Genomic DNA, 24,468 nt, shown 5'->3' with positions numbered 1-24,468 from the left:
TGTCCGGCGTAAGCCGGAGGCGCCCATGCTCAGCGGAAGGGAACCATGGGCTGGGAGCCGGTGTTCATGCCCCGCTGTGCGTCCCGGCCGCTCATGTTGTTCAGGCCGGAGGTGGTGTCCGACATGCCGGAGGGCGAATTCTGGCCGCCCCGGGCGCGTTGCAGGCTCTCCGCGTTCAGGCGGTCCGCCGCCGAATCGTCGGATGAGGCGGATTGCTGGCCATGCATCCCGGAGCGGGACATGCGGTGGTGGGACATCTTGCCATGGCCCGGCATCTGTGACTGGCCGCTGGCACTGGGCGTGGTGGCCGCATGGGCGGCGATCGGGGCGACGGATAGCACGGCACCGAGCGCCAGCGTGGCCGCCGTGGTGGCGAGGGCGTTCTTCCAGGTGACCATGGAGAGGGGATCCAGTTCCTAGCCGACAGGAGCTTCTGTCAGCGGAGGAACGCCGCCGGGGGACGCACGCGTTTCATGAAGCTCCGGACAGGCGGCTCACCTTGCGGGGAACGGCCGCGCGCCGGGCAAGGGCGCGCGGCGGGATCAGCCCTGTTCCACGCCCGGACCGGACACGGGGTCCGGGTGGCGCATCTCCTCCGCCTCGCGCTTCAGGCGCTGGTAGGAGCGGATCGAGAAGGGCAGGAGCGAGACATAGATCAGCCCGGCCGCCGCGATCGCCGCCCAGGGCTCGGTGACCAGCAGCGCCGCATAGGCCGCCGCGCCCAGCAGCAGCGGCAGGACCGCCTCGCGCGGGATCTTGAAGTTCTTGAAGCTCCAGGTCGGCAGGGTGCTGACCAGCAGCCCGGCCACCAGCACCAGCACGATCGCCACGAAGAGCGGATGGCGCAGGAAGGCGGCCATGCCGGTCATGCCCCACTCGTGGAAGGAGAGCGAGGCGAAGACCGGGAAGAGCGCCAGCCCGGCGCCGGCGGGGGCCGGCACACCGGTGAAGAAGGACTGCGCATAGGCAGGCTTCGGCGGCGGCGGCATGACACCCTTGGCGGTCACCACCGGACCGATGTCGATGGCGGCGTTGAACCGCGCCAGCCGCAGCGCCATGCAGACCGCGAAGAGCACGCAGGGGATGAAGCCCACCCCGCGCGCGCCGTCGAGCGACCAGAGATAGAGGATCAGCCCCGGGGCCACGCCGAAGCAGACGAAATCCGACAGGCTGTCGAATTCCGCGCCGAAGCGGCTGGTGGCCTTCAGCAGGCGGGCGAGGCGGCCGTCGATACCGTCGATGAAGGCGGCCACCACGATCAGCGCCACCGCCGCCGGCCAGCGTCCTTCGAAGGCGAGGCGGATGGCGTTCAGCCCGACGCAGAGGCCGATCATCGTCAGGATGTTCGGCAGCAGGCGGTTGAAGCTCAGCCCCTGGAAGCGCGGGCGCCGCCGCGCGGCGAGGCGGAAGCGCCGCGCCGTGTTCATCCCACCCCCGAGACGGCGTCGGGGTCGGAGCCGGCCACGACCTCGCGCGGGCGCGGCTGCGACAGGTCGGCGATCACCGTTTCGCCGCCCACCATGGTCTGGCCCACCGCCACGAGGGGGCGGACGCCTTCCGGCAGATAGAGGTCGGTGCGGCTGCCGAAGCGGATGATGCCGAAGCGCTCGCCCGCCATCAGGCTGGAGCCTTCCCGCACGCCGCACAGGATGCGCCGCGCGATGAGGCCCGCGATCTGCACCACGGCGATCTGCCGCCCGTCCTCCAGCCGCATGGCGATGGCGTTCCGTTCATTGTCCTCGCTCGCCTTGTCCAGGCTGGCATTGAGGAACTTGCCGGGCCGGTAGGCGATCCGGGTGACAACGCCCTCGGCGGGGGAACGGTTCACATGCACGTTGAGCACGGACAGGAAGATCGCCACGCGCCAGCGCGGCGTATCCCCCAGGCCGAGTTCCAGGGGCGGCACGGCGGGGGCAACCGAGACCACCGTGCCGTCGGCGGGCGCGACCAGCAGCCCCGGCCTGGGCGGCGGGACGCGCTCCGGATCGCGGAAGAAGTACAGGCAGAAAGCCGTGAACAGCAGGGCGAGCCAGAACAGCCAGTTCCCGAGGGCCATGCCCCCGATCACCGCCACGCCGAGGCCGATATAGATGAAGGGCCGGCCCGCCGGGTGCGGCGGCGCCAGCACCATTTTCACGCTTTGGATGAGGGACATGATGCTGCGCTTATGATCTGTTCATCACGTCCGGACAACCCTGGGCGGCATGCCGCCCCCGCCCCCGTCCCCCGCCCCTGACCTCCTCGATCTCGGACGCTACGCGATCTCCCGCGATGGCCGGATGCAGCCTGCCGCCGGGCGGCCGCCGCCCCGCTTCCATTTCCGGTGGCGCGGCCGGCCGGTCCATCTGCGGCTGGCCGGCGGCGCCCTCGAATTCCTGGTGGAACTGGGCGGCATCCCGTCCTCCGCCGAGGGGCGCTCCCGCCGCCAGGCCGTGTTCGCGCGGCTGGAGCGGCTTTCCGGCGAGATGCCGCAGGGCTGGGATCTGCGCCTCGATCCCACGCACCGGCTCTGGCTGCAGGCCTCGGCCGCGCCCGTCGCCCCGCCCGGCATGCTCACCGTGCTGACCGGGATGGTGCAGTTCGCCCTGCAGATGGATGCGCGGCTGGAAGGCCTGGACATCCCCGCGCCGCTTGGCGAATCGGTGAGATGAGGCACTGCCCCCTCCCCCCAAGATGATCCGCTCCAACTCCGGCGGGACCGGTCCCGGCACGGATGGCCTTGCCTCGCCGGGCCAGGCCCGGGTCATCTGTGCGGCAGCGGGACGGAGGGATGGGCGATGGCGGATGGCCGGGTGGCGGTGAAGGTCTGGGACGGCTGGATACGCCTCGTCCACTGGGGGATCGTGGCGCTCTTCGCCTTCTCCTGGTGGTCCGCCTGGACCTATCGCATGGACTGGCACCTGCGCTCCGGCCTCGCCATGCTCGCACTGCTGCTGTTCCGCCTCGCCTGGGGCGTCCTGGGCTCGGAGACCGCGCGCTTCACCCGCTTCCTGCGCTCGCCCCTCGCCGCGCTGCGCCACCTGTCGCATCTGGGCCGGCGGGAGGCCGATACGGAGATCGGGCACAACGCCGCCGGTGGCTGGATGGTGCTGGTGATGCTCCTGCTGCTGATGGTGCAGGTGGGCACGGGGCTCATGGCCGATGACCAGGTCCTGACGCATGGGCCGCTGGCCCCGCATGTCGCGCCGGAAACCAGCGATCTCGCGACCGCGATCCATGCCACGAACTTCTGGCTCATCCTCGTGGCAGCAGGCCTGCATGTGCTGGCCGTGTTCGCCTATGCCCTGCTGAAGGGACAGGATCTCGTCAGGCCCATGGTTACCGGGATGAAGCGCCTGCCCGCCGCCGTGGCCGGCAAGGCGCCCCGGTTGGGCAGCCCCGCCCTGGGCGCCGTCCTGCTGGCCGCGGCCGCCGTGGCCGCATGGTGGATCGGGCGCCTGGGCTGAGGGCCGGGCTGCCCGTTACCCGCGGAGACCGCGCCTCAGCGGCCCCGGAAGCTGCGGTGGCAGCCGCCGCAACTGGCTCCCATCTCGCGGAAGGCCTGGACGGTGGCGGCCCTGTCGCCGGAGCTCGCGGCCTGTTCCAGCTTGCCGGACGCGGCCAGGGCGTTGCGGGCCGCCGCCTCGAAGCCGGCGCGATCGGACCAGACCGCCGGCAGGGCCTTGGTGTCTCCGGTGGCCGAATCCGGGGGGAAGAGCGTGGGGATCACCTCCAGCAACCCGTGAACGGTCTTCGCCCTGGGTGCGATGGCAGCGATGTCACCGGAATCGAGGGCGGCCTTCATGGCCTCCAGCTCCCTCTGCATCGCCTTCATGTCGTTCTTGCGTTCCGGGATCGGCCCTCCGGCCTGGGCGAGCGCCAAGGCCCCTCCCCATCCCGCCAGGACGACGCCCAGCAGCAGCGGTGCGATACGCATTCTTGTTTGCCTCCGACTCGGAAATCCCATGGCGAGCCTATCGCGGGATCCGGGGTGCGGATGCGGCGGCGCGCATAAACTTCGCCCCCCGCTCTTGCCCCCCCGGCGAAGCAGCGCTATGAGCCCCCTCGCCGCAGGGAAGTGGCCGTCGGAGCGTAGCTCAGCCTGGTAGAGCACTGTGTTCGGGACGCAGGGGCCGGAGGTTCGAATCCTCTCGCTCCGACCATTTCACTCCCTGTTTCCGGCACGATCCCCGGATCAACGCGCGAGGTTCAGTAGGCACACTGAACCCACGTGCCGGTTTCAGGGATTGGGCGGCCCTCCTGGCCGAGGGCATCGCCGCAAGAGAGTGCCGAGGCTCCCACGCGATCGTGGATCGCCGCCACTCGGAGAATTTAGCACAGGTTTTGCTTGGCCCCTCTCCGCAACATGCGTTGCGAAAAGGGAACGGACCTGATGCGATTTCGCCTGCGTCATTTTCTGGCAACACTTGCTCTCGCCACGGGCATGATGGCGCACCACCCGGCCAGCGCCCAGATCGAGCTGGGCCAGACGGGCCTCACCCTGACCCTGACCCCGACGGCCTCGACCGACTACACCTTCCGCGGCGTCAGCCAGACCCGGAACCGGCCGGCCATCCAGGGCCTGATCGATATCCAGCACACGAGCGGTTTCTATGTCGGGGCCTTCGCCTCGAACGTCTCGTTCAAGGGGCTGGATGCGCGGCAGGAGGTGGACATGCTGGGCGGCTACCGCTTCACCAGCGGCGGCCTGGCGCTGGATGGCGGCTTCGTCTGGTACAACTACCCCGGCTACAGCAGCCGCACCGGCGGCGGGCTCGACATGAGCTTCTTCGAGTTCGCCGGCAAGGTGTCCTACGAGATCGCGCCGGTGAAGGTGCTGGGCTCCTTCTACTACTCGCCGGATTTCCAGCTCGATGCCCGCAACGCCTACTATGTGGAAGGCGGGGTCGAGGTGAAGATGCCGCTGGATGTCACGCTGGCGGGCCGCTACGGCTATCAATGGATCGACAGGAACGTGAATTACGGCCTGCCCGATTTCGGGAACTGGTCGGTCGCGCTTTCCCGCACCTTCTATGGCGCGCTGGTCACGGTCGGATACTACGACACGGACGTGAAGAAGCGTGAATGCGGCGGCGGCCAGAAGATCTGCGACGCCCGGGCCATGCTGAGCATCAGCTACACCTTCTGAGCGAGGCATTCGCCGCAGGCGGGCGGCCCGGGCCTGATCACGGCGGGCCCGCCGCTCCGTTTCCCGCGCCCCCATGCCAGGACCCCATCCGCTCGTTCGCGGCGTGGGTCCGGGCGATCAGGTGATCCCGCCCCACGGAAGCGGCCCACCCGGAGCGAATCGCGTTCGGGTGGCAGCATCCGGGCGCGTGAAGATGATCCCAAAACAACAGGTTGGAGCGAGCCTGGGCGAAGGGGAGCCGCTCTAGGGGCGGCGCGCGGCCCAGCGCATCAGCCAGGCGGCGGGGAAGGCCCAGGCCAGGCCGGCCACCAGATAGTAGAGCGCCTGCAGGAGCCAGTGCAGGCCCAGAACGCGATCGCCCAGCGCCACCACGACGCCGACATAGAGGGCGAAGCCGAGAAGCCCGGTGATCGTGGCGAAGGCCGCGCGCAGCGTCATGATGCAGAGGCAATGCCCCAGGGCGGGCCCGATCTCAAGGGCCGGCAGGCGGACGGACCCCGCCCCGGACATGGGGGCCTCCGTGCAAGAGCCGGTGACGGGGCACGAAATCCAGTCTAGCAACCGCCCATAGCCGGAGGATAGCCTCCCCCACCCCGTGCGCAGGACAGGATCGCCGCCATGGATCAAGACACGTCCGACAGCCTGGACCTGAAGCAGCATATCCGCGGCGTCCCGGATTTCCCGAAGCCGGGCATCCTGTTCTACGACATCTCCACCCTGCTGCGGAACGGCTTGGCCTTCCGCACGGCGATCCACCGGATGGGCCGGGCCATCCAGCCCTATGCGCCTACCATGCTGGCCGGCATCGAGAGCCGCGGCTTCCTGCTCGCCGCTCCGCTGGCCATGGAGCTGGGGCTGGGCTTCGTGATGCTGCGCAAGCGCGGCAAGCTGCCGGGCGAGACGGTCGGCCTCGACTACGCCCTGGAATACGGCACCGACCGGATCGAGATCCAGGCGGATGCCGTGCGGCCCGGGGACCGGGTGGTGATCCTGGACGACCTACTCGCCACCGGCGGCACCATGTCCGCCGGCATCCAGCTCCTGCGCAAGGTCGGGGCCGAGGTCCCGGCGGCGGCGGCCATGGTCGAGCTGACTTTCCTCGGCGGGCGCGACCGGCTGGGCGTGCCCTGCGAGGTTCTCGTCAGCTACGACGTCTGACCCCCGGGGCGGCGGTGGACGCGGCATGAAGGCGCCGGAGCGGACCGGAGGCTTCCCCCTGACGCGGCGGGCGCTGCTGCCGATGGCGGGCCTGCTGCTGCCGTCCACGGTCCGGGCGGCGGCGCCGCGCGCCGCGACGATCCTCGTGCCCGGCCCGGAACAGGGTTCGCTGGCCCTCTGGACCCAGCGCCTTTCGCGCAGGACCGGACGGGTCGGCCCCCTGGCCACGCCGCCGCGCCTCGCCGTGGTGGGGGGCCCCGATGGCGTCACCGCCGCGAATCGCTTCGTCACCATGGACTCCGGCGACGGCCGCCTGCTGCTGACCCTGCCCGGGGCGGCCATGCTGGCACATCTCTCCGGGTCCGAACGCGTCGGCTACGACCCCAGGAACTGGACGCCCCTCTGCCTGTCCTGGTCCGAGGCGCTGATCGCGGGACGCGGGCCGCTGCCCGCCGGTCCGGGGCGGATGCCGCTGCGCTTCGCCCTGCCCGCCCCCGACACGCCGGAGGGCGGCGCCATCCTGGCCCTGGAATCCCTGGGCCTGCCGACCACGCCCATGCCGCTGGCCGCCAGCCTGCCAAGCGCCTCCGAGCACGCCTTCGCCCAGGGGCAGATCGATGCGCTGCTGCTGACCGGACCCGACAGCACCGCGCGCGCGGCGCGGATCGGCGCCACACCCTGGCTGGGCTTCGGCCTGTCGCCCCGGACCGTGCCGGATTACGCCACCCTGCCGGTGCCGCAGCCCGCCCTGCAGCAGGCGACCCAGGCCGTCATCGGCGCCGGCAGGCTGAGCGCCGCGCTGGTGCTTCCGGCCCTCACCTCCGCCGACATGGTCGCGGCCTGGCGGCAGGCGGCCCAGCGTTGGCTCGATGCGGAGCAGAACCAGCCCGACGCGCCCGGCATCCCGCTGGGCGGGGCGGAGGCCGCGCAGGTGATGTCAGGCCTGACGCCCTCGGCGGAAGCCATCCTCGCCTGGCGCGACTGGCTGGCCCGGCGCCTGTCCTGGCGTCCCAACTGAAGCGGCCCGGCCGGAGCGCGGGACGTCAGGCGAGAAGCGAGACCTTCTGCCCGATCAGCGAGAGCAGGTTCGAGGTGGCGTCGTTGCTGCTGTCGAAAAGGCTGAGCATCATGCTCTGGCTGCTGCTGGACTGGTCGCCCTCCTTCGCCAGATAGCGCTGGATCAGCTTCGCGACCTTCTTCGGGTCCTGCAGGTCGTCGAGGTCCACGCGCTTGGCCAGGATCGCCTTCTGCTTGTCGTAGTCCAGCAGGGCAAACTGCGAAGGCAGGGCATAGGCCCCCTTCACCACGGCGGTCAGCGCCGTATCGGCCATCAGCCCGGCGAGGCTGGTGACGGAGGAGGCTTGGCGCTGGAAGTACAGGGCCTCGCGGAGCCCGGTATTGCCGTCGCCGGCATCCTTCTCGAAGCGGTTCTCCAGCGCCTTGTCGATGATGCTCTCGACCAGCTTGCTGTCGGCCAGGGGATTGCCGTCCTGGCCGCCGAACTGCTTGCTGATCGCCCGCAGGCGCTGATCGACCATCCGGTTGGCATAGCTTTTCGTGCTGCTCGGATCCTCGGTCAGCAGCTTCTTCACCACCGCCTTCTGGTCGATCAGGTCTTCCAGCTGATAGGCCTCCAGCACCATCTTCAGGCTGCGCCGGTCCTTCATCAGGTCATCGACCGAGGTGAACTTCTTCGCCGCCGCCCGCAGGCGGTCGGCATCGGCGGTCATGTCCTTCCGGGCCTCGAAGCGGGTCCGCAAGGTGTCCCCGTTCTTCTGGATCACTGCCCAGGCGGAAAGACTGCCGATGCCATCCAGCATCGCGTCAGACGCTCTCGGCCGCGAAGGCTTCGGCGCGGGGGGCGGGCGCGGCGGGCTTCTGGGCCTGCAAGCCCTCGATCATGTCGCGGTGCAGGTTCATCAGCGGTTCCAGGCTGCCGGCATCATGCATGCGGGAGATGCTTTCGCGCTGTGCCCAGAGGCCCAGGGACACCAGCCGGGCCTTCAGGGGCGCCGGCAGGGCATTGCCCTCGCTCAACAGGTCCGACAGCAGGATCGACCAGAGGCGGTGCGCCTTGTGCAGCGCCTTGATCCGCTCGACCCCCCGTTCCGCGCTGGCGGCGAGAAGGGTGTTCACGTGCCGGAAGGCGGCGATCTCCATGTCCCGGGGGGAGACCATGGCGCTGGCGGCGGCGTAGCGGGCGATACTCATGCGCGGAACCCGAATCCTTCAGGAAGCGAATGGGGGAGAGGGGGCGGCTGCTACGCCGCCCCCTCCGGCATCAGCCGCGGAAGAGGCTGAGCAGGTTCTGGCTGCCCTGGTTGGCGATGGACAGGCTCTGCGTCGCAAGCTGCTGCTTGGTCTGCAGGCTGCTTAGCCGGGCGCTTTCCTCGGTCAGGTCGGCATCCACCAGCGCGCCGAGGCCCTCGGTGAGGGAGTCGTTCAGCGAGGAGGTGAAGTCCTTCAGCCCATCGACCTGGTTGATCGCGGAGCCGATCTTGGAAAGGAAGCCGGTCACCTTGGTGATCGCGGCATCCACCAGCTTCAGCGCCTGGGAATTGGCGGGCGAGTTGGTGGCAGTGACGGTGCCGGTGGTCGCCGTCGCCGTTACCGTGCCGTTGTTGACCACGAGGTTGCCGTTGCCGTCGATCGAGGCGGAGAGGCCCGCGGACTGCATGGCGGTCGCGAGCTTCGAGACGACCGAGGTGCTGGAGTCGCCCTCGGTGACGTCAACGGAGTTCAGCTCGGTATTGGCATCCGTGGTGGAGGTCAGCGTGCCATCGACCGCGGAGTCGTTCAGCTCGAACACATAGTTCTTCGTCGTGCCGTCCGACTGCGCCACCGCCACCGAGAAGACATCGGCGTCACTCGCGGTGTAGTCGCCGCTGAAGGCCAGCGTGGTGCCGTTCTGCGCGGTGAAGCCGGTCACGGCGCCATTCGTCGTCTGCAGCAGCGAGCCGAGGCCGAGACCCGTGGTAGAGGAGGTGCGCAGGTCGCCGCCCGCCGTGTTCAGGATGGTGCCGGAGGTGTCGCTGACGACCTTCAGGCTGCCCGAGTTGTCGAGCAGGTTCACGCCGTTGTAGCTGGCCGAGGCGGCGAAGTTGTCGATGTTGTCCATGATCGCCTTGGCCTGCTGGGCCAGGGTCGCCTGGTCGATACCCGACTGGCCGACCTGCGACACGCTGGAACGCAGCGTGTTGAGCTGGTCGCTGATCTTGGTGGCCGCGCTCTGCGCCACGCCCAGCGCCGCCGAGCCGAAGGAGAGGTTGTCGCTCACCTTGCTCATGGAGCTCAGATCGCCGCGCATCTTCTGGGCGATGGAGAAGATCGCCGAGTTGTCGCTGGCCTGCCCCACCTTCAGGCCGCTTTCCACCCGCGACTGCGTGCTGGAGAGGTCCTTGCTGATGGTGTTCAGCGCCCGGACGGCGGCCATCGCGGAAGAGTTGGTGTTGATCGAAGCCATAGTGCTTCTCCTGCGTCACTCGTATCGGCGGATGGCCTGGGCCTTTTGCCTGCATCCGCCGGAGAGCCGGCGCTCCTGCCGTCTCCCGGTCACGTCGTCGGCGTCGCATCGCGCTCCGTGACGAAGGGCATGTTGCCCGGAAAGCCTGAAGACACCGTAAACGCAGCGGCGATTCCCGTCCCGCCGCGCGAATTTCGCGCTCAGCCGGCCGCGGCGCCGCCGAGGCCCAGGGCGGCGCCCGGCACCGGCAGGCCGGTCGCCATGTCCAGGCCCAGCACGCTGGCTTCATGCGACATGACGCGCCGCACGATCTTCAGCGCGGTGTACCAGTCGTCCGCCGCGGCCAGCACCATGGCGCGGTCCAGCATCGCGCGGGCGGTCTCGGAGGTCGTCGCTTCCTGGAACTGCTGCACCAGCTCATGCGCCTCGGCGAAGGCGGACTCGCGCATCTCCTCCAGCCCGACATAGGCGGTCTGGAGCGCGAAGTAGATGCAGCGGGCCGGCGTGTTCGCCAGTTCCGGCGCCATCACCTGCTTGCCGAACAGGAAGCGCGCCCGCACGGGCAGCTCGATGCGCGTGCGGTTGCGGAAACGGATGGATGCCCCGTTCACCACCATCAGGTCGCCCTGACGGAGTTCGAGGACCAGTGTCGACATGTGGCTTCTCCCAACAGGAGGAAGCTGGCGGGAAGCAGCGGCCGGGCGCCACGCCCGGTCACGCTTTTCGATACGCTGCCAGCCCAACTGCAATTTTTGCATCCGAATCTGCGACGCCCGGCCCGGGGCCTTCTCCGGGGCCTTCTGACGTCTTCGGCCCCATCAGACCGGAAAGCGCTTAACAATCCCCTTCGGAACGGCGCGGAAACGCCCGTCAGTTCAGGAAGCTGGTCAGGCTCAGCCCGGAAACCAGGGACAGCACCTTCCAGGATGCCTCCAACTGCGTCTGGGCGCTTTGCAAGGTGGCGAGGGTGGCCTCGAAATCCACATCCTCCAGCCCGGAAAGCTGCGTCTTCAGCGCGTCCGTGGCCTCGCTGTGGCTGCTCAGCGCGGTCGTGATCGCGTTCTGCGCCAGGCCGACGCGGGAGGCATCGCGGGTGATGTCCGTCCCCACGGATTCGAGATTGCCGGTGACCTGCTGCATCAGGGCATCGAAGTTCGCCGAGGACTGCTGCCCGTCGGTGAGCGAGGCCAGGACCGCGAGGTTGCCCATCAGCGCCCCCGCCCAGCCCGAGGCGCCCAGGCTGCCGGCGGGCACGCCATAGGCGATGGTGCGGCCATCGGCGCCCGCCACGCTGCGCGCGGCGGAGGGCGATGCCGATTGCAGGTAGGACGAGAAGGGCGAATCCGTGGCCACCGCCTGCATGGCCTGCGACAGCACGGTCGCCGCGTCGCTGCCCTCCAGCCCGGCCACGGCGCTGGCCACGCCGCTCATCATGCCGGAACCGGTGATGCCCGATGCATCCGTAACGGCGGGATTGGCGGAATCCGCGCCGCTGAACAGGTACTCCCCGGCGTACTGCGTGTTGAGCAGGCTTGCCACCTGCTGCATCGCCGCCTTCGCGGCGATGGCGACATCCGAGGCCCGGGTCGCGCTGCTGCTGTTCAGCGACAGCGCCGTGGCGCGGAATTCCGAGGCGATGTCGCTGAGTTGCGTCAGCGCCTGCTGCGAGGCATCGGCACGGCCGGAGGCCTGGTTCAGCGCCCCGGTATAGGCTGCGCGGCGGGCGATCTCGCCACGCAGGCTGATGGCCTGCCGGGCCTGGGGCGCCTCGTCGCCATAAAGGCTGGCGACGCGCCCGCTGCTCGACTGGCGCGACAGCAGGTCCACGCGGTCCCGCTGCGCCAGGGACTGCATCAGGATGCGCGACAGCGTCCCGGAGGCGCCGGCGATGGTGGACGCCGTCATCACTGCACCGCCGCGAAGAGGTCGTCATACATGGACTGCACGGCGCTCAGCATCCGCGCATTGGCCGCATAGGCGCTTTGCAGGCTCACCATCACCCCGGTCTCCGTATCGATATCCACGCCCGATGCATCGTCGTGGCGCTGTTGCAGGCCGGTGAGCATCGTGGTGGCGGATTCGGCATCCGCGCTCGCCGCCGCCCGCGCGCCGGTGTGCCGCGCCACGAGACGCGCTGCGTAATCCTCCGCCGTGCCGGCGCCGCTGAGGCTGGAAACCTGCTTTCCCGAAGGCCCCAGCCCCGTGGTCAGGAAGGCTGCCTGCGCCGATCCGCTGGCCTGCCGGCTGCCGAAGGCGTAGTCGAGCACGCGGTCGATGCCGTCCGTGTAGCTGGCTGTCCCGTCCGCGGGCATGGCGGCGTCGGTTCCGTCGCGGACCGTGGAGGCATTCGCCGAGACGGTGGCGGACACCGTCATGGTCGCGGCGAATCCCATGATGCCGCCGACATAGCCCTGGGCGGGATCGGGCACCGCGCCGCCGGCATCGGTGAACAGCGACAACCCCTGTTCGGAGAGCCGTGAGGCCAGTCCGGCCGCGGCGCTGTCCAGCTCCGCCTGCTGCAACGGCAGGACTTCGTCGCGCATGCTGATATTGGCGCCAAGGCTGCCGCCGGTGAGCTGCGCCGTGACGTCCGTTCCACCCATCAGGATACCCGGCAGGCTGCCGCTCATGCCGCCCGCATCGGCGCCGTACCAGTCCTCCAGCCCGACGGTGGCGGAGGCCATGCTGAAGGCGTCGGAATCCTTGTCGAGCGGCAGCACCAGACCGTTGCCGGCCACCAGTACCACCGTGCCGTTGTCCTGGGCGATCGATTTCACCGGGACCACGCCGGCGATCCGGGTGATGGCGCTGTCGCGCTGGTCCTGGAGGTCCGCGGTGCTGAGGCCCTGCGCCTGCAGGCTGGCGATGCGAGTGTTCAGCCCGGCCACCTGGCGCAGGCTGGCGTTCAGCGTCGCCACATCCGTCACCGCGCCGTCCTGTGCCGTCTGGCGCGCGGTCTGGATGGCGGCGGAGGTCTCGTTGTAGCGCTGCGCCACCGCTCCCGCCGCGCTCACCACGGCGTCCTGCAACGAGGATTCGCCCGGCGCGGCGCGCAGCGCGACGAAGGCGCTCCGCAGCGCCGAGGTCAGGTCGGCGACCGACTGGCCGCTTTCCGGATCGCCCTGCACCTGCTCGATCGGTTGCAGCAGGGCCTCGCGCACCTTGGCCGCAGCCTGGCTGGAGATGGCGCCGTTCATGCTGGCGGTCAGCGCGGCATCGACGCTGCGCTGCGCCTCCTGGCTTCGCACGCCGGAGGCGAGCCCCTCCACCACCAGCGCGCTGCCGCCCACCGTCTTGCGGGTATAGCCCTCCGTCGCGGCGTTGGTGATGTTCGATGTGGTCTGGGAAACCTGCCGCTGCACCAGCGCCAGGCCACTCTGGGCGATCGACAGGGCGAGACTCAGGCTCATGGGTTCGGCGCCGTTCCGGCTGGGGTTTCGGGGGGTCGGCCCGCGCTCAGCGGGCCATGTTCAGCGTGTCCTGCAGCATCTCGTCCGTCTTGGTGACGATCTTCGTGTTGGCGCTGTAGGCCCGCTGGGCGAGGATCATCTTGGAGAACTCGGAGGCGATATCCACGTTGGACTGCTCCAGCGCCTTGGTGACGAGGCTGCCGGCGCCGCTGCTGTTGGGATCGGAGGCACGGGCATCGCCGCTGGCCGGGGTGCGCAGATAGGCCTGGCCGTTGACGGCCTGCAACTTGTCCGGGTCGGAGAAGGTCACGATCGGCACGCGCGCGATCACCTTGGACTCGCCGTTGTCGTAGTTCAGCGAGACGTCACCCGATTCGTTGATCGAGACCGAGGAGAAGGAACCGGGTGGCATGCCGTTCTGCGACAGGTCCCGCACGGTGTATTCCGTGCCGGTGAACTGGGTCATCCCGTCGGAACGCTGGAAGCTGCCCATGCCGAACTGGATCGCTTGCGCGCCCTGGCCGAAGTCGATGCCGTCCAGCGACACGCTGGCGGCTTCGCCGGCCGCGCCGCTGTTGCCTGACAGGCTGCCCGTCGCGTCACTGAAGCTCGACAGCTTGCCTTCGGTGAAGTTCAGCGTGACGCTGCCGAGGCTGGTGCTGCCGGCCGTGCCGTCCGGGTTGGTGACGGCCATGCTCCAGCTGTTGTCACCGGTCTTGGTGAAGGCGACGGCCAGGCTGTGCTGCGTGCCGAGCTTGTCATAGACCTGGAACTGGGTGTTCACCACATCGCCGGTCTCCGCATCGTTGGGCAGGTTGGCCGAAAGCGAGATGTCGCTCGTCGCCACCGGGTCGAAGACGCCCTGATCCACCCGGATCGCCGAGATCTCGGTGCGGTTCACCGCGCCGCTGCCGTCCACGCTCCAGCCGTTCAGGTAGTAGCCCTGGCTGTTCACCAGGTAGCCCTGCTTGTTGAGGCTGAAGTCGCCGGCACGGGTGTAGAAGGAGCGTGGGTCGAAGCTCATGTTGTCGGCGGTGGTGCCGCTGATCGGTGAGGAGACCGAGAAGAACCCCTGGCCGGAGACGGCAAGGTCCAGCGCATTGTCGGTCTGCTGGATCGAACCCTGCACGCTGTTGGTGGCGCTGCCGCTCGCGAGCACCGTGCTGGAGCTGATCGGCACGCCCGAGGCGGTGGGCACGCTCGTCGCCGTCACATAGTCCGAGAAGCTCGTGTCCACGCGCTTGTAGCCGGTGGTCTGGCTGTTCGCGATGTTGTTGGCGACGTTGCTCAGAGCGCTGGACTGCGCGCTCAGCCCGCTGATGGCGGTGAACATGGATCCGTAGAGCGACATCGGGCGCTTTCCCCTGGCGGATGAACTGCGTGCCGCTCACCGCAACGCCCGTGCCAGGCGTGGCCGCCCGGGATCGCGGCCTTCCCTGCCCCTGCCCGGCAAAGCCTGCCGGATTCCCGCCTCCGTCACGGCATCTCCTGCCGCCCGCCCGGGCCGGCGGGCTGGCAGGCCGCTTGCCTGGAGGCGGTCGGGACCCGAAGGACCTTGCCGAAGTGCTCAGTGCCCTGCCTGCCGTCATCACGAGAGACACCGCCGCCGGGGAGCGTGGCGGGGCCGGTAAGCAGCCCGTCGCGACGGGCGGGGACGACTTCGCCACGGTGCTGGGCCGCGCCGGGGGACAGGCGGAGGCGGAGAACGGAGCGCCCCCCGGCCCGGCGACGTCACAGGCACAGGCACAGGCACAGGCACAGGCACAGGCACAGGCACAGGCACAGGCACAGAACCCCCAGGATCGGGCCGAGGCGATGGGCAAGGCCTCGGCGCCGTCCGTCCCGGGCATGGCGGCCCAGGCCCTTCCCCGCGTCGTGGCGATGCCCGATGGCGCGCCTGCCATTCCCGCTTCCGTTTCTGGGGAGGGCCTCCGGACGCCCGGTTCTGCCTTCGCCAAGGGGGCACCGGAAACGACCCCCATTGCGAGCCCCGCCCCGCCATCCGGCGACGCCGCCTTGGGCGCAGCGAACCCGGGCCAGGATGATGCCGCGCCGCCAACGGCGACAAAGGGAGCCGTCCGCCCCGCACCATCCGGGGAAAGCGGCACGGCCATGACGGAGGATAGCGTCCCTGTGTCCGGCGACGCCCCGGAAGAGCGTGAATCCCCCGTTGCGGGAGCCACGCCGGAAGCCACCCAGGCCCCGGACGCCGCTTCCCCGCCCGGAATTTCCGTCGCCGCGCCCATGGCCCTGCCCACGGGGATGGCGCAGGTCCCGGTTGCCACGGCCTCTCCGGCACCTCAGCCGGCCGGGTCCGTGACGGCGAAGCCCGATGCCGCGCCTTCCCAGGCCACCGGACAATCCATTGGGCAATCCAACGCCACAGCATCGCGTGCCGCTGGCGCAGCGCGCCCGGCACAGGCCGGAAAGACTCTGGCTTCTCCGGACCGCGCCTTGGCGGAACGGCGGGCGGCCGGGGAGCGGGAGGTCACGATCCGGGACGCCCCGGCGCATCCGACGGATACGCCGGCCGAGGCGGGCGGCGACAAGGCCCCCGCATCACTTACCGGGGCGGCGCAGGGCACCTTCCCCGGATCGCCCGTCACCCTGGCCGCTCCCGACATCGCCACGAACGCGGGTCCGACGATGCCGGGTGGTCCGTCCGCCACGGAGGCCTCCGGAGCGGCCTCCACGCTCCCTCCCTCCCCCACCCCGGCCTCGCCGCAACCGGCGGGGCAGGCCAGCGCAGCACGCCCCCTGCCCCTGCCACCCGCCGGCCAGATCGCCCCGGTCGTGGTCGGCCTCGGCCTGGGCACGGAGGCGGAAGGGCGGGTGGAAGTGGTGCTGGAGCCGGCGGAGCTCGGCCGTGTGGAGATCCGCCTCGAACGCGACGGTGGCAAGGCCAGCCTGCATGTGCAGGCGGAGCGGCCGGAGACCCTGGCCCTGCTGCAACGCGATGGCGCGGAGCTGAACCGCGCCCTGTCGCAGGCCGGCCTCGCCCCGGAAGGCGGGCTGAGCATGAGCTTCTCGCTGTCCGGCGGCGATTCCGGCAACGGCACGCGCCGCGACAGCTCCTCCGGACCGCCCTCGCCAGCCTTCGGCGCCACGCCCGCCGGCACCGGCATCCCGGCCACGGCGCGGTTCGCCGCCCGCGGCCTCCTCGACATCGCCATCTGAAAGGACCAGCGCCATGACCACGGTCAGCGGCACCACCTCCGCCAGCAGCTCCGTCTCTTCCTCGGCCAGCAGCGCTCTGTCGGAGAACTACACCAACTTCCTCACCCTGCTGACAACGCAGCTGAAGAACCAGTCGCCCGACGATCCGATGGACACCAACGAGATGACCTCGCAGCTCGTGCAGTTCTCCTCGGTCGAGCAGCAGATCGCCATGAACAAGAACCTGGAGACGCTGATCTCGCTGCAGCAGACCTCCCAGCTCGCGGCGACGCAGGTGCTGGGCCGCACCATCGAGGTCGAGAGCAGCCAACTCGCGCTGCAGGACGGCGCGGCGCAGGCGAAGCTGCCCGCCGCGGGCTCGGTGACGACGGCGCATGTGGCCGTGCAGAACGGCAGCGGCGTCACCCTCTACGAGGAGGATGTGAAGCTCGGCAGCGACAGCACGGTCTGGAGCTGGGACGGCAAGACCAGTGGCGGCGCCCAACTCGCCGACGGTGCCTATACGCTGAAGGTCACCGGCACCGATTCGGCCGGGAACGCCACCGATCTCGGCTTCACGGTCCTCGCCCGCGCGACCTCGGTGGAACGCGACGGCACCTCGATGACCCTGCTGGCCGGAAAGGCGTCCTACGACTTCAACGACATCCGCTCCATCACCAACTAGCGCGCCGCCGGTCCGGGCGTGGCGGCGGGCCACGCCTGCCCGGGCCGGATGGAGTCGCCCGGCGGGAAGAGGTGCCGGTACGGCTGAGTCGGGCCGGCGCGATTTCCTCCCGCACCGCCGCACGGGAAACCGCCCATTAACCTGCCCCCGGCAAAACTTGCCCCGCTGGCCCAAGGCTGGAGCGGAGACAGGCGATGCACGGGTTGCGGGACGGATGGAAGGACAGGTCGGGGTGCTGAGCCAGGTTCTGGCGCAGTTCCGCGCCCTCGGCCCCCGGCAGTTGGCCGCGCTGGCGGGCGTCGCGCTGCTGCTGCTGGGCAGCATCGCCTTCCTGGCCCTGCGCGCCGGCAGCCCGCCGATGGCGCTGCTCTACGCCGATCTCGACCCGCGCGACGCGGGCGCGGTGGTGCAGTCGCTGGACAAGCAGCGCGTCCCCTACCAGCTCGGCGCCGGCGGCAGCAGCGTGATGGTGCCGGAGGAGATGGTGCCGAAGCTGCGCCTCGCCCTGGCGCGCGAGGGGCTGCCCGCCGGCGGCAATGTCGGCTGGGAGATCTTCGACCGGGGCGAGAGCCTGACCACCACCCCCTTCCAGCAGGACATGAACCGGATCCGCGCGCTGGAGGGCGAGCTGGCGCGGACCATCCGCGGCCTGTCCGGCGTCCGCAACGCCCGCGTCCACCTCGTCCTGCCGCAGCGCGAGGCCTTCTCCCGCCGCACCAACGAGGCCCAGGCCAGCGTGGTGCTGAGCATGCTGGGCTCGCAGCGGCTGGACAAGGAAGGCGTGCAGGCGGTGCTGCATCTCGTCGCGACCGCCGTGCCGGGGCTGAAGCTCTCCGCCATCTCCATCATCGACAGCCGTGGCGAGCTGCTGGCCCGGGGCGGCGAGGCCCTGACCGGCCCGGCGGCCGCCAGCACGCAGGAGGAGATGCGGCACGCGCAGGAGCTGCGCATCGCCCGGGGCGTCGAGGAGCTGCTGGAACGCACGCTGGGCGCCGGCAAGGTCCGTGCCGAGGCCGCGGTGGAGCTCGACTCCGAGCGCGTGCAGACCACCGAGGAACGCTACGACCCCGACAACCAGGTGGCGCGTTCCACCCAGAGCACGCAGGAACAGTCCCGCAGCAGCGAGGGCGGGAACAACAGCGTCTCCGTCGCCAACCAGCTCCCCGGCGCCGAGGCCGCGGGCGGCAATGGCGACCGCTCGCAGGAGAACCGGTCCGAGGAGACCACCAACTACGAGATCGGCAAGACGGTCCGTTCCGCGCTGCGCGAGGGCCCCGTGCTCCGGCGCCTGTCCGTCGCCGTGCTGGTGGACGGCGTGTACGAGCCGCAGCCCGAGGGCGCGCCGAAGTTCCGCGAGCGCACGGCGGAGGAGCTGCAGCGCCTGACTGCCCTGGTGCGCGGCGCGGTCGGCGCCGACGAGCGGCGCGGCGACCGGGTGGAACTCGTCTCCATGCGCTTCGCCGCCTCGGAGGCAGAGATGCCACAGGCTGCGGGCGGCTTCCTGAACCTGTCCCCGGCCCTCACCGCGCGGCTGATCGAGAGCGGCGTCTATGCCCTGATCGTGCTGCTGGCGCTGCTGCTGGTGGCCCGCCCCCTGGTGCGCCGCATCACCGTCCTGCCGGCGGGCACCGCTACGCTCCCGGCGGCTGGCGCGGCGACGGCGACCGCGGCGCTGGACGCGCCGGAGGGCCGGCCCGCCCTGCCTCCGGCGGGAGGCGATGGCACGGAGGCGATGATCAGCCTGACGCAGGTGGACGGGCAGATCCGCGCATCCAGCATCAGCAAGCTGGGGGAGCTGGTGGACACCTATCCGGATGAGACGCTGGCCCTGCTGCGGCGCTGGCTGGCGCCCGCCGAAGTGGAAGGCTGAGCAGGACCATGGGCATGAAAGGTCCGCAGAAGGCGGCCACGCTGATGCTGGCGATGGGCGAGGAGAAGGCGGGCGCGCTGATCGCCCGGCTGGACAAGGACGAGATCCGGGACCTTTCCCTCGCCATGGCACGGCTCGGCACGGTGAGGGCCGAGGCCGTCGAGGAGGTCTGCCGCGAATTCGCCGAGAGCATGGGCTCCACCGGCACGCTGACCGGCAGCTACGAGGCGACGGAGCGCATGCTGCTGCGCACCCTGCCGCCCGACCGCGTGTCCCAGATCATGGAGGAGATCCGCGGCCCGGCGGGGCGCACCATGTGGGAGAAGCTGGGCAACGTGAACGAGGCCCTGCTCGCGAACTTCCTCAAGAACGAATACCCGCAGACCGTGGCGGTGGTGCTGAGCAAGATCCGCCCCGACCACGCGGCGCGGGTGCTGGCGCTGCTGCCGGAAGGCTTCGCCATGGAGGTCGTCATGCGGATGCTGCGCATGGAGACCATCCAGAAGGAAGCGCTGGAGGGCGTGGAGCGGACGCTGAAGGCGGAGTTCATGAGCAACCTCGCCCGTTCCACGCATCGCGACGCCCATGAATCGATGGCGGAGATCTTCAACAACCTCGACCGTTCCGCCGAAGGCCGGATCATGGCGGCGCTGGAGGAGCGCAACCGCGAGAGCGCCGAGCGCATCCGCACGCTGATGTTCACCTTCGAGGACCTGCGGCGCCTGGATGGCCCGGCGGTGCAGGTGTTGCTGCGCACGGTGGAGAAGGACAAGCTCGCTCTCGCGCTCAAGGGGGCGAGCGAGGAGATGAAGAGCCTCTTCTTCGGCAACCTCTCCGAACGTGCCGGCAAGATGCTGAAGGACGACCTGGCGGCACTCGGCCCCGTGCGTCTGCGCGACGTGGACGAGGCCCAGGCCCTGATGGTCGCGCTGGCCAAGGATCTCGCCGCGCAGGGGCAGATCCAGATCAGCAAGACCCAGGACGCGATGGTGTCCTGATGCGGGACGACGCCTTCCTCCCCCTCCTGCTCGGCACCCGCGCGCCGGAATCCGCGCAGCCCATGCCCCCCGGCCGGGCGGCGCTGGAATTCCCCGACCTGGATGCGCCGCCCGCGCGCCCTGCCCCGGCCCCCCCCGTGCCGCAGCCCGATCCCGCGCCGGATCGGGAGGCGGAAACCGCCGCGCTGATCGAGATCGCCCGCGAGGCGGGCTTCGCCGAGGGCCTGGCGGAAGGCGAGCGGCGCGGATGCGAGGCAGAGGCGGCGCGACGCGAGGCCGGGCTGGACGGCCTGCTGGCCGCCACCCTGTCGCAGGTGGACACCGCCCTGGCACGGATGCGGGCCGAAGCGGCGGAACAGGCGGAGGCCTTCGCCCTGCTGCTGCTGCGGAGCCTGGACCTCGCCCTGCCGCTGGCCGCAGCGCGGGAGGCCCCGGCCATGCTAGAGCGCCTGCTGCAACTCCTGGGCCCGGTCACGGAGGCGCCGGCCGGCGCCGTGCTGCGGGTGCCCCCGGTCCTGCTGGAACAGGCCCGGGCGCGCCTGGACGGCACCGGCCTGACGGTGGAGGCCGATCCCGCCCTGCCGCCTGGCGACGCACGCATCTCCTGGCGCGGCGGCGGCCTCGCTCTGGTTCTGGCGGAGCGTCGCGCCGCCATTCGCGAGGCGATGGCCTCGCTCGGCTTCACCGATGAGGAAATCCCGTCATGAGCGGACAGTTCGAGCCCCTCGCCCCGCAGGGCGGCACCCAGGGTACGACCCCAGGCACGCTGGCGCAGGAGCGCGGCGCCATGGGCCAGATGGCGGGCCAGACCGCCTCCCCCGGTCTTTCCCAGCCCGGCCTGGGCGCGGTCTATGACATCCCGGTCCAGGTCAGCGCCGTGCTGGGCCATGCCACGATGCAGGTGAGCCAGCTTCTCAAGCTCGGGCGCGGCGCCGTGGTGGAGCTCGACCGCAAGCTCGGCGAGGCGGTGGACATCTACGTCAACAACCGCCTCGTCGCACGCGGCGAGGTGGTGATGGTGGACGACAACCGGCTTGGCGTGACCATGACCGAGATCGTCAAGACGGACCGGAGCTGAGGATGACCCGCCTCCTCATCGTCGGCAGCCTGGAGGGCGAACTCGGCCAGGCGGCGCGCATCGCCCGGGCCGGCGGGGCGCGGCTGGCGCAGGCCGACGGCGTCTCCACCGCGATCGCCCATGCCCGGGCGGATGGCTGCGACCTCGTGCTCTGCGACGTGCTGCACGATGTCGCCTGGCTGGTGCAGGCGCTGGAGGCCGAGCGCATCGCCTGCCCCGTGGTAGCCTGCGGCCGCTCCTCGGACGCGGCGGCGGCGGTGCGGGCGATCCGGGCCGGGGCGCGGGAGTTCCTGCCGCTGCCGGCCGAGCCCGACCTGATCGCCGCCATGCTGCGCGCCGCCGCCGGCGAGGAGCACGCACCGGTGCATCGCGACCCGGCCATGGCCGCCGTGCTGTCCCGCGCCGAGACCGTGGCGCGGGCCGAGGCCAGCGTGCTGATCACCGGGGAGAGCGGCACGGGCAAGGAGGTCCTGGCGCGCCACATCCACCGCCATTCCCGCCGCGCCAACGGCCCCTTCGTCGCGCTGAACTGCGCCGCGCTGCCGGAGACACTGCTGGAATCCGAGCTGTTCGGCCATGAGAAGGGCGCCTTCTCCGGCGCCGTCGCGGCGCGGCGCGGCAAGTTCGAGCAGGCCGATGGCGGCACGCTGCTGCTCGACGAGATCGGCGAGATGGATGTCCGCCTGCAAGCCAAGATCCTGCGCGTGCTGCAGGAGCGGGAGGTGGACCGGCTGGGCGGCACGGCGCCGGTGAAGGTCGATGTCCGCATCCTCGCCGCCACCAACCGCGATCTCGGCACCGAGGTGCGGGCCGGGCGCTTCCGCGAGGACCTGCTCTTCCGCCTGCGGGTGGTGAGCCTGCGCCTGCCCGCGCTGCGCGACCGCACCGGCGACATCCTGCCGATCGCCGAGCACTACGCCGCCCGCTATGCCGAGGCCAACGGGCTGCCGCACCGCCCCTTCGCGCCGCAGGCGCGGGCGATGCTGCTGGCCCATCCCTGGCCCGGCAATGTGCGGGAGCTGGAGAACGCCGTGCATCGCGCCGTGCTGCTGGCGGAGGGCGACGAGATCGGCCCCCTGGCGATCGAGCTGGACCAGCCGCTGCCATCCGTGCCCGAACCCGCCACCGCTGCGGAGGCCGTGCCCCGGCCCGCCACGCCGGCCGGGATCGTCGCGCTGGTCGGACGGCGGGTGGAGGATGTGGAGCGCGACCTGATCCTGGAAACGCTGGGCCATTGCCTGGGCAACCGCACGCGCGCCGCCGAGATCCTCGGCATCTCCATCCGCACCCTCCGCAACAAGCTGCACGAGTACCGCGCCGCCGGCGCCAGCGTGCCGGCGGCGCCGGGACAGGCGCCGCTGCCGGCCCTGCCCGCCGCCATGCCCGCTTGGGCCGGGCCGGAGCCCGCCTGAGCCGATGCAGGCCCTCGCGCAACGTCTGAAGACCTTCAGCCCCGGCAGCGACACGGGCCTCGCCCTGGGCGTGGCGGCGCTGATCGCGGTGCTGGTGGTGCCGCTGCCGCCGTTCCTGCTCGACGCGGCGCTGGCCATCTCGCTGACCCTCAGCGTGCTGGTGCTGATGACGGCGCTGTTCCTGCAGCGTCCGCTGGACTTCACCTCCTTCCCCACGCTCCTGCTGCTGACCACGCTGCTGCGCCTGGCGCTCAATGTCGCCACCACGCGCATCATCCTGACCCATGGGCACGAGGGCCATGGCGCGGCGGGCGCGGTGGTGTCCGCCTTCGGCTCCTTCCTGATGGGCGGCGACGTGCTGGTGGGGCTGATCGTCTTCGCGATCCTGCTGGTCGTGAACTTCATGGTGGTGACCAAGGGCTCCGGCCGCATCGCCGAGGTCGCGGCGCGCTTCTCGCTCGACGCCATGCCGGGCAAGCAGATGGCGATCGACGCGGACCTTTCCGCCGGCATCATCGACGAGACCGAGGCCAAGCGCCGACGCCGCGACCTGGAGGCGGAGAGCGGTTTCTACGGCGCCATGGACGGCGCCGCGAAATTCGTGCGCGGCGACGCCATCGCGGGGCTGATCATCACCGCGATCAACCTGCTCGGCGGCATCGCCATCGGCGTGGTGCGCCAGGGCCTGCCTTTCGGGGAGGCGGTGACCACCTTCTCCGTCCTCACCGTGGGCGACGGGCTGGTGTCGCAGGTGCCGGCGCTGCTGGTCTCCGTCGCCGCCGGCATCGTGGTGACCAAGGGCAACACCGAGGGCACGGCGGACCAGGCGCTGATCGGGCAGCTCGCCACCGGCACCAAGCCGCTGGCGCTGGTCTCCGGTGCGGCGGTCGCCTTCGCCCTGCTGCCCGGCATGCCGATGCTGCCCTTCCTGGCGCTGGCGGGCGGCACGGGCACGCTGGCCTGGTCGCGTCGCAAGGCCGCGGCGGCGAGGGCGGAGGCCGAGAACACCCTGCCCGCCGCCGGTCCGGCCCCGGAAGCACCCGTTTCGGAATCCCTGCGGATGGACTCGATCCGCGTGGAGCTGGGCTATGGGCTGCTGCCGCTGGCGGCGGGGGATGGGCCGCGCCTGACGGAGCAGATCCGCAACCTGCGCCGCAGCGTGGCGACCGAGATGGGCTTCGTGCTGCCCGCCGTGCGGCTGCAGGATAACCTGGAACTACCGGCCGACACCTATGTGATCCGGGTGAAGGAGATCGAGGCCGGGCGCGGCCAGCTCCGCCTGCCCATGCATCTCGCGATCGACCCCTCGGGGCAGACGCCCGACCTGCCGGGCGATCCCTGCCAGGAGCCCAGCTTCGGCCTGCCCGCCCGCTGGATCGAGGAGCAGCACCGCGACATGGCGTTGGCCCTGGGCTGCACGGTGGTCGATCCGGCTGGCGTGCTGGCCACGCACCTGACGGAGGTGGTGCGCGAGCATGTGCCCGAGCTGCTGAGCCATGCGGAGACGCAGAAGCTGCTGGACGAGCTGCCGCGCGAGCAGTCGCGGCTGGTCTCGGACCTGATCCCCTCGCAGATCTCCACCGGCACGGTGCAGCGCGTGTTGCAGGCGCTGCTGGCCGAACGTGTCTCGATCCGCGACCTGCCCACCATCCTGGAGGGCATCGGGGAGGCGGTCTCGGGCGGCCTCCGCTCGGTGCCCGGCATGGTCTCGGTGGTGCGCGCCCGGCTGGCCCGCCAGATCAGCGAGGCGGCGCGCGGCCCCAGCGGCTATGTGCCGATGATCGCCCTGTCCGCCGAATGGGAACAGGCCTTCGCCGAATCCCTGATCGGCCCCGGGGAGGACCGCCAGCTCGCCATGGCGCCCTCGCGCCTGCAGGACTTCATGCAGCGCGTGCGCGACAGTTTCGACAAGGCCAGCGCGGCGGGCGAGACGCCCGTGCTGGTCTGCAGCGGCGCGGCGCGCGCGCATGTGCGCGCCATCGTCGAACGCTTCCGGCCTGCGACGGTGGTGCTGTCGCAGGCCGAGATCCATCCGCGCGCGCGCATCCGCACGGTGGGCGCCATCTGATGCGCAGGAATTTTCGTGTTGCCTTCACCTCTCATCAACAGA

Annotated in this window: 25 protein-coding genes and 1 tRNA gene; 14 read left to right on the top strand and 12 right to left on the bottom strand. The window is 70.7% G+C overall.

The window, feature by feature from the left end; all coding sequences use genetic code 11:
- Window positions 1-29: 29 nt before the first annotated feature.
- The 3 genes from RGI145_RS04525 to RGI145_RS04515 form a co-directional block, all read right to left on the bottom strand.
- Window positions 30-398, bottom strand: a complete 369-nt coding sequence (locus RGI145_RS04525; protein WP_075797413.1) for a hypothetical protein — start codon at window positions 396-398, stop codon at window positions 30-32.
- 144 nt (window positions 399-542) lie between these two features.
- The gene (locus tag RGI145_RS04520; protein ID WP_075797412.1) at window positions 543-1,427 is read right to left on the bottom strand and encodes a CDP-alcohol phosphatidyltransferase family protein; all 885 of its coding nucleotides are present in this window, start codon (window positions 1,425-1,427) and stop codon (window positions 543-545) included.
- Window positions 1,424-2,155, bottom strand: coding sequence for a phosphatidylserine decarboxylase (locus RGI145_RS04515; RefSeq protein WP_075797411.1), 732 nt, complete (start codon window positions 2,153-2,155; stop codon window positions 1,424-1,426). Before RGI145_RS04515 ends, RGI145_RS04520 begins: the two co-directional genes overlap by 4 nt.
- A 49-nt stretch (window positions 2,156-2,204) precedes the next feature.
- Here RGI145_RS04515 and RGI145_RS04510 point away from each other — a divergent pair, with 49 nt between their 5' ends.
- Window positions 2,205-2,651 carry a hypothetical protein gene (locus RGI145_RS04510; RefSeq protein ID WP_156878435.1) on the top strand — a complete coding sequence of 149 codons (447 nt, stop codon included), beginning with the start codon at window positions 2,205-2,207 and terminating at the stop codon, window positions 2,649-2,651.
- Window positions 2,652-2,777: 126 nt separating this feature from the next.
- Window positions 2,778-3,446 carry a cytochrome b/b6 domain-containing protein gene (locus tag RGI145_RS04505; RefSeq protein ID WP_075797409.1) on the top strand — a complete coding sequence of 223 codons (669 nt, stop codon included), beginning with the start codon at window positions 2,778-2,780 and terminating at the stop codon, window positions 3,444-3,446.
- Between the two features lie 35 nt (window positions 3,447-3,481).
- Here RGI145_RS04505 and RGI145_RS04500 read toward each other — a convergent pair whose 3' ends face one another.
- Window positions 3,482-3,916 (bottom strand): c-type cytochrome, encoded by a 435-nt coding sequence (locus RGI145_RS04500; protein ID WP_075797408.1) that lies wholly within the window; start codon window positions 3,914-3,916, stop codon window positions 3,482-3,484.
- A 149-nt stretch (window positions 3,917-4,065) separates the two neighbouring features.
- Between RGI145_RS04500 and RGI145_RS04495 the strand changes: the two genes are divergently transcribed.
- Both RGI145_RS04495 and RGI145_RS04490 read left to right on the top strand, forming a co-directional pair.
- Window positions 4,066-4,142: transfer RNA gene (locus tag RGI145_RS04495), tRNA-Pro, on the top strand.
- 230 nt (window positions 4,143-4,372) lie between these two features.
- Window positions 4,373-5,128, top strand: a complete 756-nt coding sequence (locus RGI145_RS04490; protein ID WP_075797407.1) for a TorF family putative porin — start codon at window positions 4,373-4,375, stop codon at window positions 5,126-5,128.
- Window positions 5,129-5,371: 243 nt separating this feature from the next.
- On the opposite strand, the gene RGI145_RS25380 is transcribed toward RGI145_RS04490, so the two are convergent.
- Window positions 5,372-5,638: a DUF2842 domain-containing protein gene (locus RGI145_RS25380; RefSeq protein WP_075797406.1), complete on the bottom strand. Its 267-nt coding sequence runs from the start codon at window positions 5,636-5,638 to the stop codon at window positions 5,372-5,374.
- A 132-nt stretch (window positions 5,639-5,770) separates the two neighbouring features.
- Here RGI145_RS25380 and RGI145_RS04480 point away from each other — a divergent pair, with 132 nt between their 5' ends.
- Entirely contained in the window at window positions 5,771-6,286 is a 516-nt protein-coding gene (locus RGI145_RS04480; RefSeq protein ID WP_075799834.1) for an adenine phosphoribosyltransferase, read from the top strand.
- 25 nt (window positions 6,287-6,311) lie between these two features.
- Entirely contained in the window at window positions 6,312-7,304 is a 993-nt protein-coding gene (locus tag RGI145_RS04475) for a hypothetical protein (protein WP_075797405.1), read from the top strand.
- A 25-nt stretch (window positions 7,305-7,329) separates the two neighbouring features.
- Here RGI145_RS04475 and RGI145_RS04470 read toward each other — a convergent pair whose 3' ends face one another.
- The 7 genes from RGI145_RS04470 to flgE all read right to left on the bottom strand — a co-directional run bounded on the left by RGI145_RS04470 (window position 7,330) and on the right by flgE (window position 14,510).
- Window positions 7,330-8,106 (bottom strand): DUF1217 domain-containing protein, encoded by a 777-nt coding sequence (locus RGI145_RS04470; RefSeq protein ID WP_075797404.1) that lies wholly within the window; start codon window positions 8,104-8,106, stop codon window positions 7,330-7,332.
- 4 nt (window positions 8,107-8,110) lie between these two features.
- A complete protein-coding gene (locus tag RGI145_RS04465; RefSeq protein ID WP_075797403.1) occupies window positions 8,111-8,497 on the bottom strand; it encodes a flagellar biosynthesis regulator FlaF in 387 nt (128 codons plus the stop codon).
- Window positions 8,498-8,567: 70 nt separating this feature from the next.
- Complete coding sequence (locus RGI145_RS04460; protein ID WP_075797402.1) at window positions 8,568-9,749, bottom strand: flagellin; 1,182 nt, start codon at window positions 9,747-9,749, stop codon at window positions 8,568-8,570.
- Between the two features lie 200 nt (window positions 9,750-9,949).
- Complete coding sequence (locus tag RGI145_RS04455) at window positions 9,950-10,405, bottom strand: flagellar biosynthesis repressor FlbT (RefSeq protein WP_083670397.1); 456 nt, start codon at window positions 10,403-10,405, stop codon at window positions 9,950-9,952.
- A 214-nt stretch (window positions 10,406-10,619) separates the two neighbouring features.
- Window positions 10,620-11,654, bottom strand: a complete 1,035-nt coding sequence (locus tag RGI145_RS04450) for a flagellin N-terminal helical domain-containing protein (RefSeq protein WP_075797401.1) — start codon at window positions 11,652-11,654, stop codon at window positions 10,620-10,622.
- The gene (flgK, locus tag RGI145_RS04445) at window positions 11,654-13,159 is read right to left on the bottom strand and encodes a flagellar hook-associated protein FlgK (RefSeq protein WP_075797400.1); all 1,506 of its coding nucleotides are present in this window, start codon (window positions 13,157-13,159) and stop codon (window positions 11,654-11,656) included. The genes RGI145_RS04450 and flgK overlap by 1 nt, the downstream gene beginning before the upstream one ends.
- A 46-nt stretch (window positions 13,160-13,205) precedes the next feature.
- Window positions 13,206-14,510: a flagellar hook protein FlgE gene (gene flgE, locus RGI145_RS04440; protein WP_075797399.1), complete on the bottom strand. Its 1,305-nt coding sequence runs from the start codon at window positions 14,508-14,510 to the stop codon at window positions 13,206-13,208.
- 1,103 nt (window positions 14,511-15,613) lie between these two features.
- Here flgE and RGI145_RS24640 point away from each other — a divergent pair.
- The 8 genes from RGI145_RS24640 (at window position 15,614) to flhA (ending at window position 24,426) form a co-directional block, all read left to right on the top strand.
- Window positions 15,614-16,336, top strand: a complete 723-nt coding sequence (locus RGI145_RS24640) for a flagellar hook-length control protein FliK (protein WP_075797398.1) — start codon at window positions 15,614-15,616, stop codon at window positions 16,334-16,336.
- Between the two features lie 13 nt (window positions 16,337-16,349).
- Window positions 16,350-17,000, top strand: coding sequence for a flagellar hook assembly protein FlgD (locus tag RGI145_RS04430; protein ID WP_075797397.1), 651 nt, complete (start codon window positions 16,350-16,352; stop codon window positions 16,998-17,000).
- 232 nt (window positions 17,001-17,232) lie between these two features.
- On the top strand, window positions 17,233-18,870 hold the full coding sequence (gene fliF / locus RGI145_RS04425) for a flagellar basal-body MS-ring/collar protein FliF (RefSeq protein WP_237183204.1): 1,638 nt from the start codon (window positions 17,233-17,235) through the stop codon (window positions 18,868-18,870).
- Between the two features lie 14 nt (window positions 18,871-18,884).
- Window positions 18,885-19,868, top strand: a complete 984-nt coding sequence (gene fliG, locus RGI145_RS04420) for a flagellar motor switch protein FliG (protein WP_156878433.1) — start codon at window positions 18,885-18,887, stop codon at window positions 19,866-19,868.
- Complete coding sequence (locus RGI145_RS04415) at window positions 19,868-20,575, top strand: FliH/SctL family protein (protein ID WP_075797394.1); 708 nt, start codon at window positions 19,868-19,870, stop codon at window positions 20,573-20,575. Before fliG ends, RGI145_RS04415 begins: the two co-directional genes overlap by 1 nt.
- A gap of 80 nt (window positions 20,576-20,655) precedes the next feature.
- The gene (fliN, locus tag RGI145_RS04410) at window positions 20,656-20,946 is read left to right on the top strand and encodes a flagellar motor switch protein FliN (RefSeq protein ID WP_075799832.1); all 291 of its coding nucleotides are present in this window, start codon (window positions 20,656-20,658) and stop codon (window positions 20,944-20,946) included.
- 2 nt (window positions 20,947-20,948) lie between these two features.
- On the top strand, window positions 20,949-22,358 hold the full coding sequence (locus RGI145_RS04405) for a sigma-54 interaction domain-containing protein (protein ID WP_075797393.1): 1,410 nt from the start codon (window positions 20,949-20,951) through the stop codon (window positions 22,356-22,358).
- A 4-nt stretch (window positions 22,359-22,362) separates the two neighbouring features.
- Window positions 22,363-24,426, top strand: coding sequence for a flagellar biosynthesis protein FlhA (flhA, locus tag RGI145_RS04400; protein WP_075797392.1), 2,064 nt, complete (start codon window positions 22,363-22,365; stop codon window positions 24,424-24,426).
- Window positions 24,427-24,468 lie beyond the last annotated feature (42 nt).

It is taken from the genome of Roseomonas gilardii (assembly GCF_001941945.1).
Lineage (GTDB): Bacteria > Pseudomonadota > Alphaproteobacteria > Acetobacterales > Acetobacteraceae > Roseomonas.
Note: the sequence above shows the minus strand (reverse complement) of the source record. Positions and strands in the feature narration are given on the sequence as shown.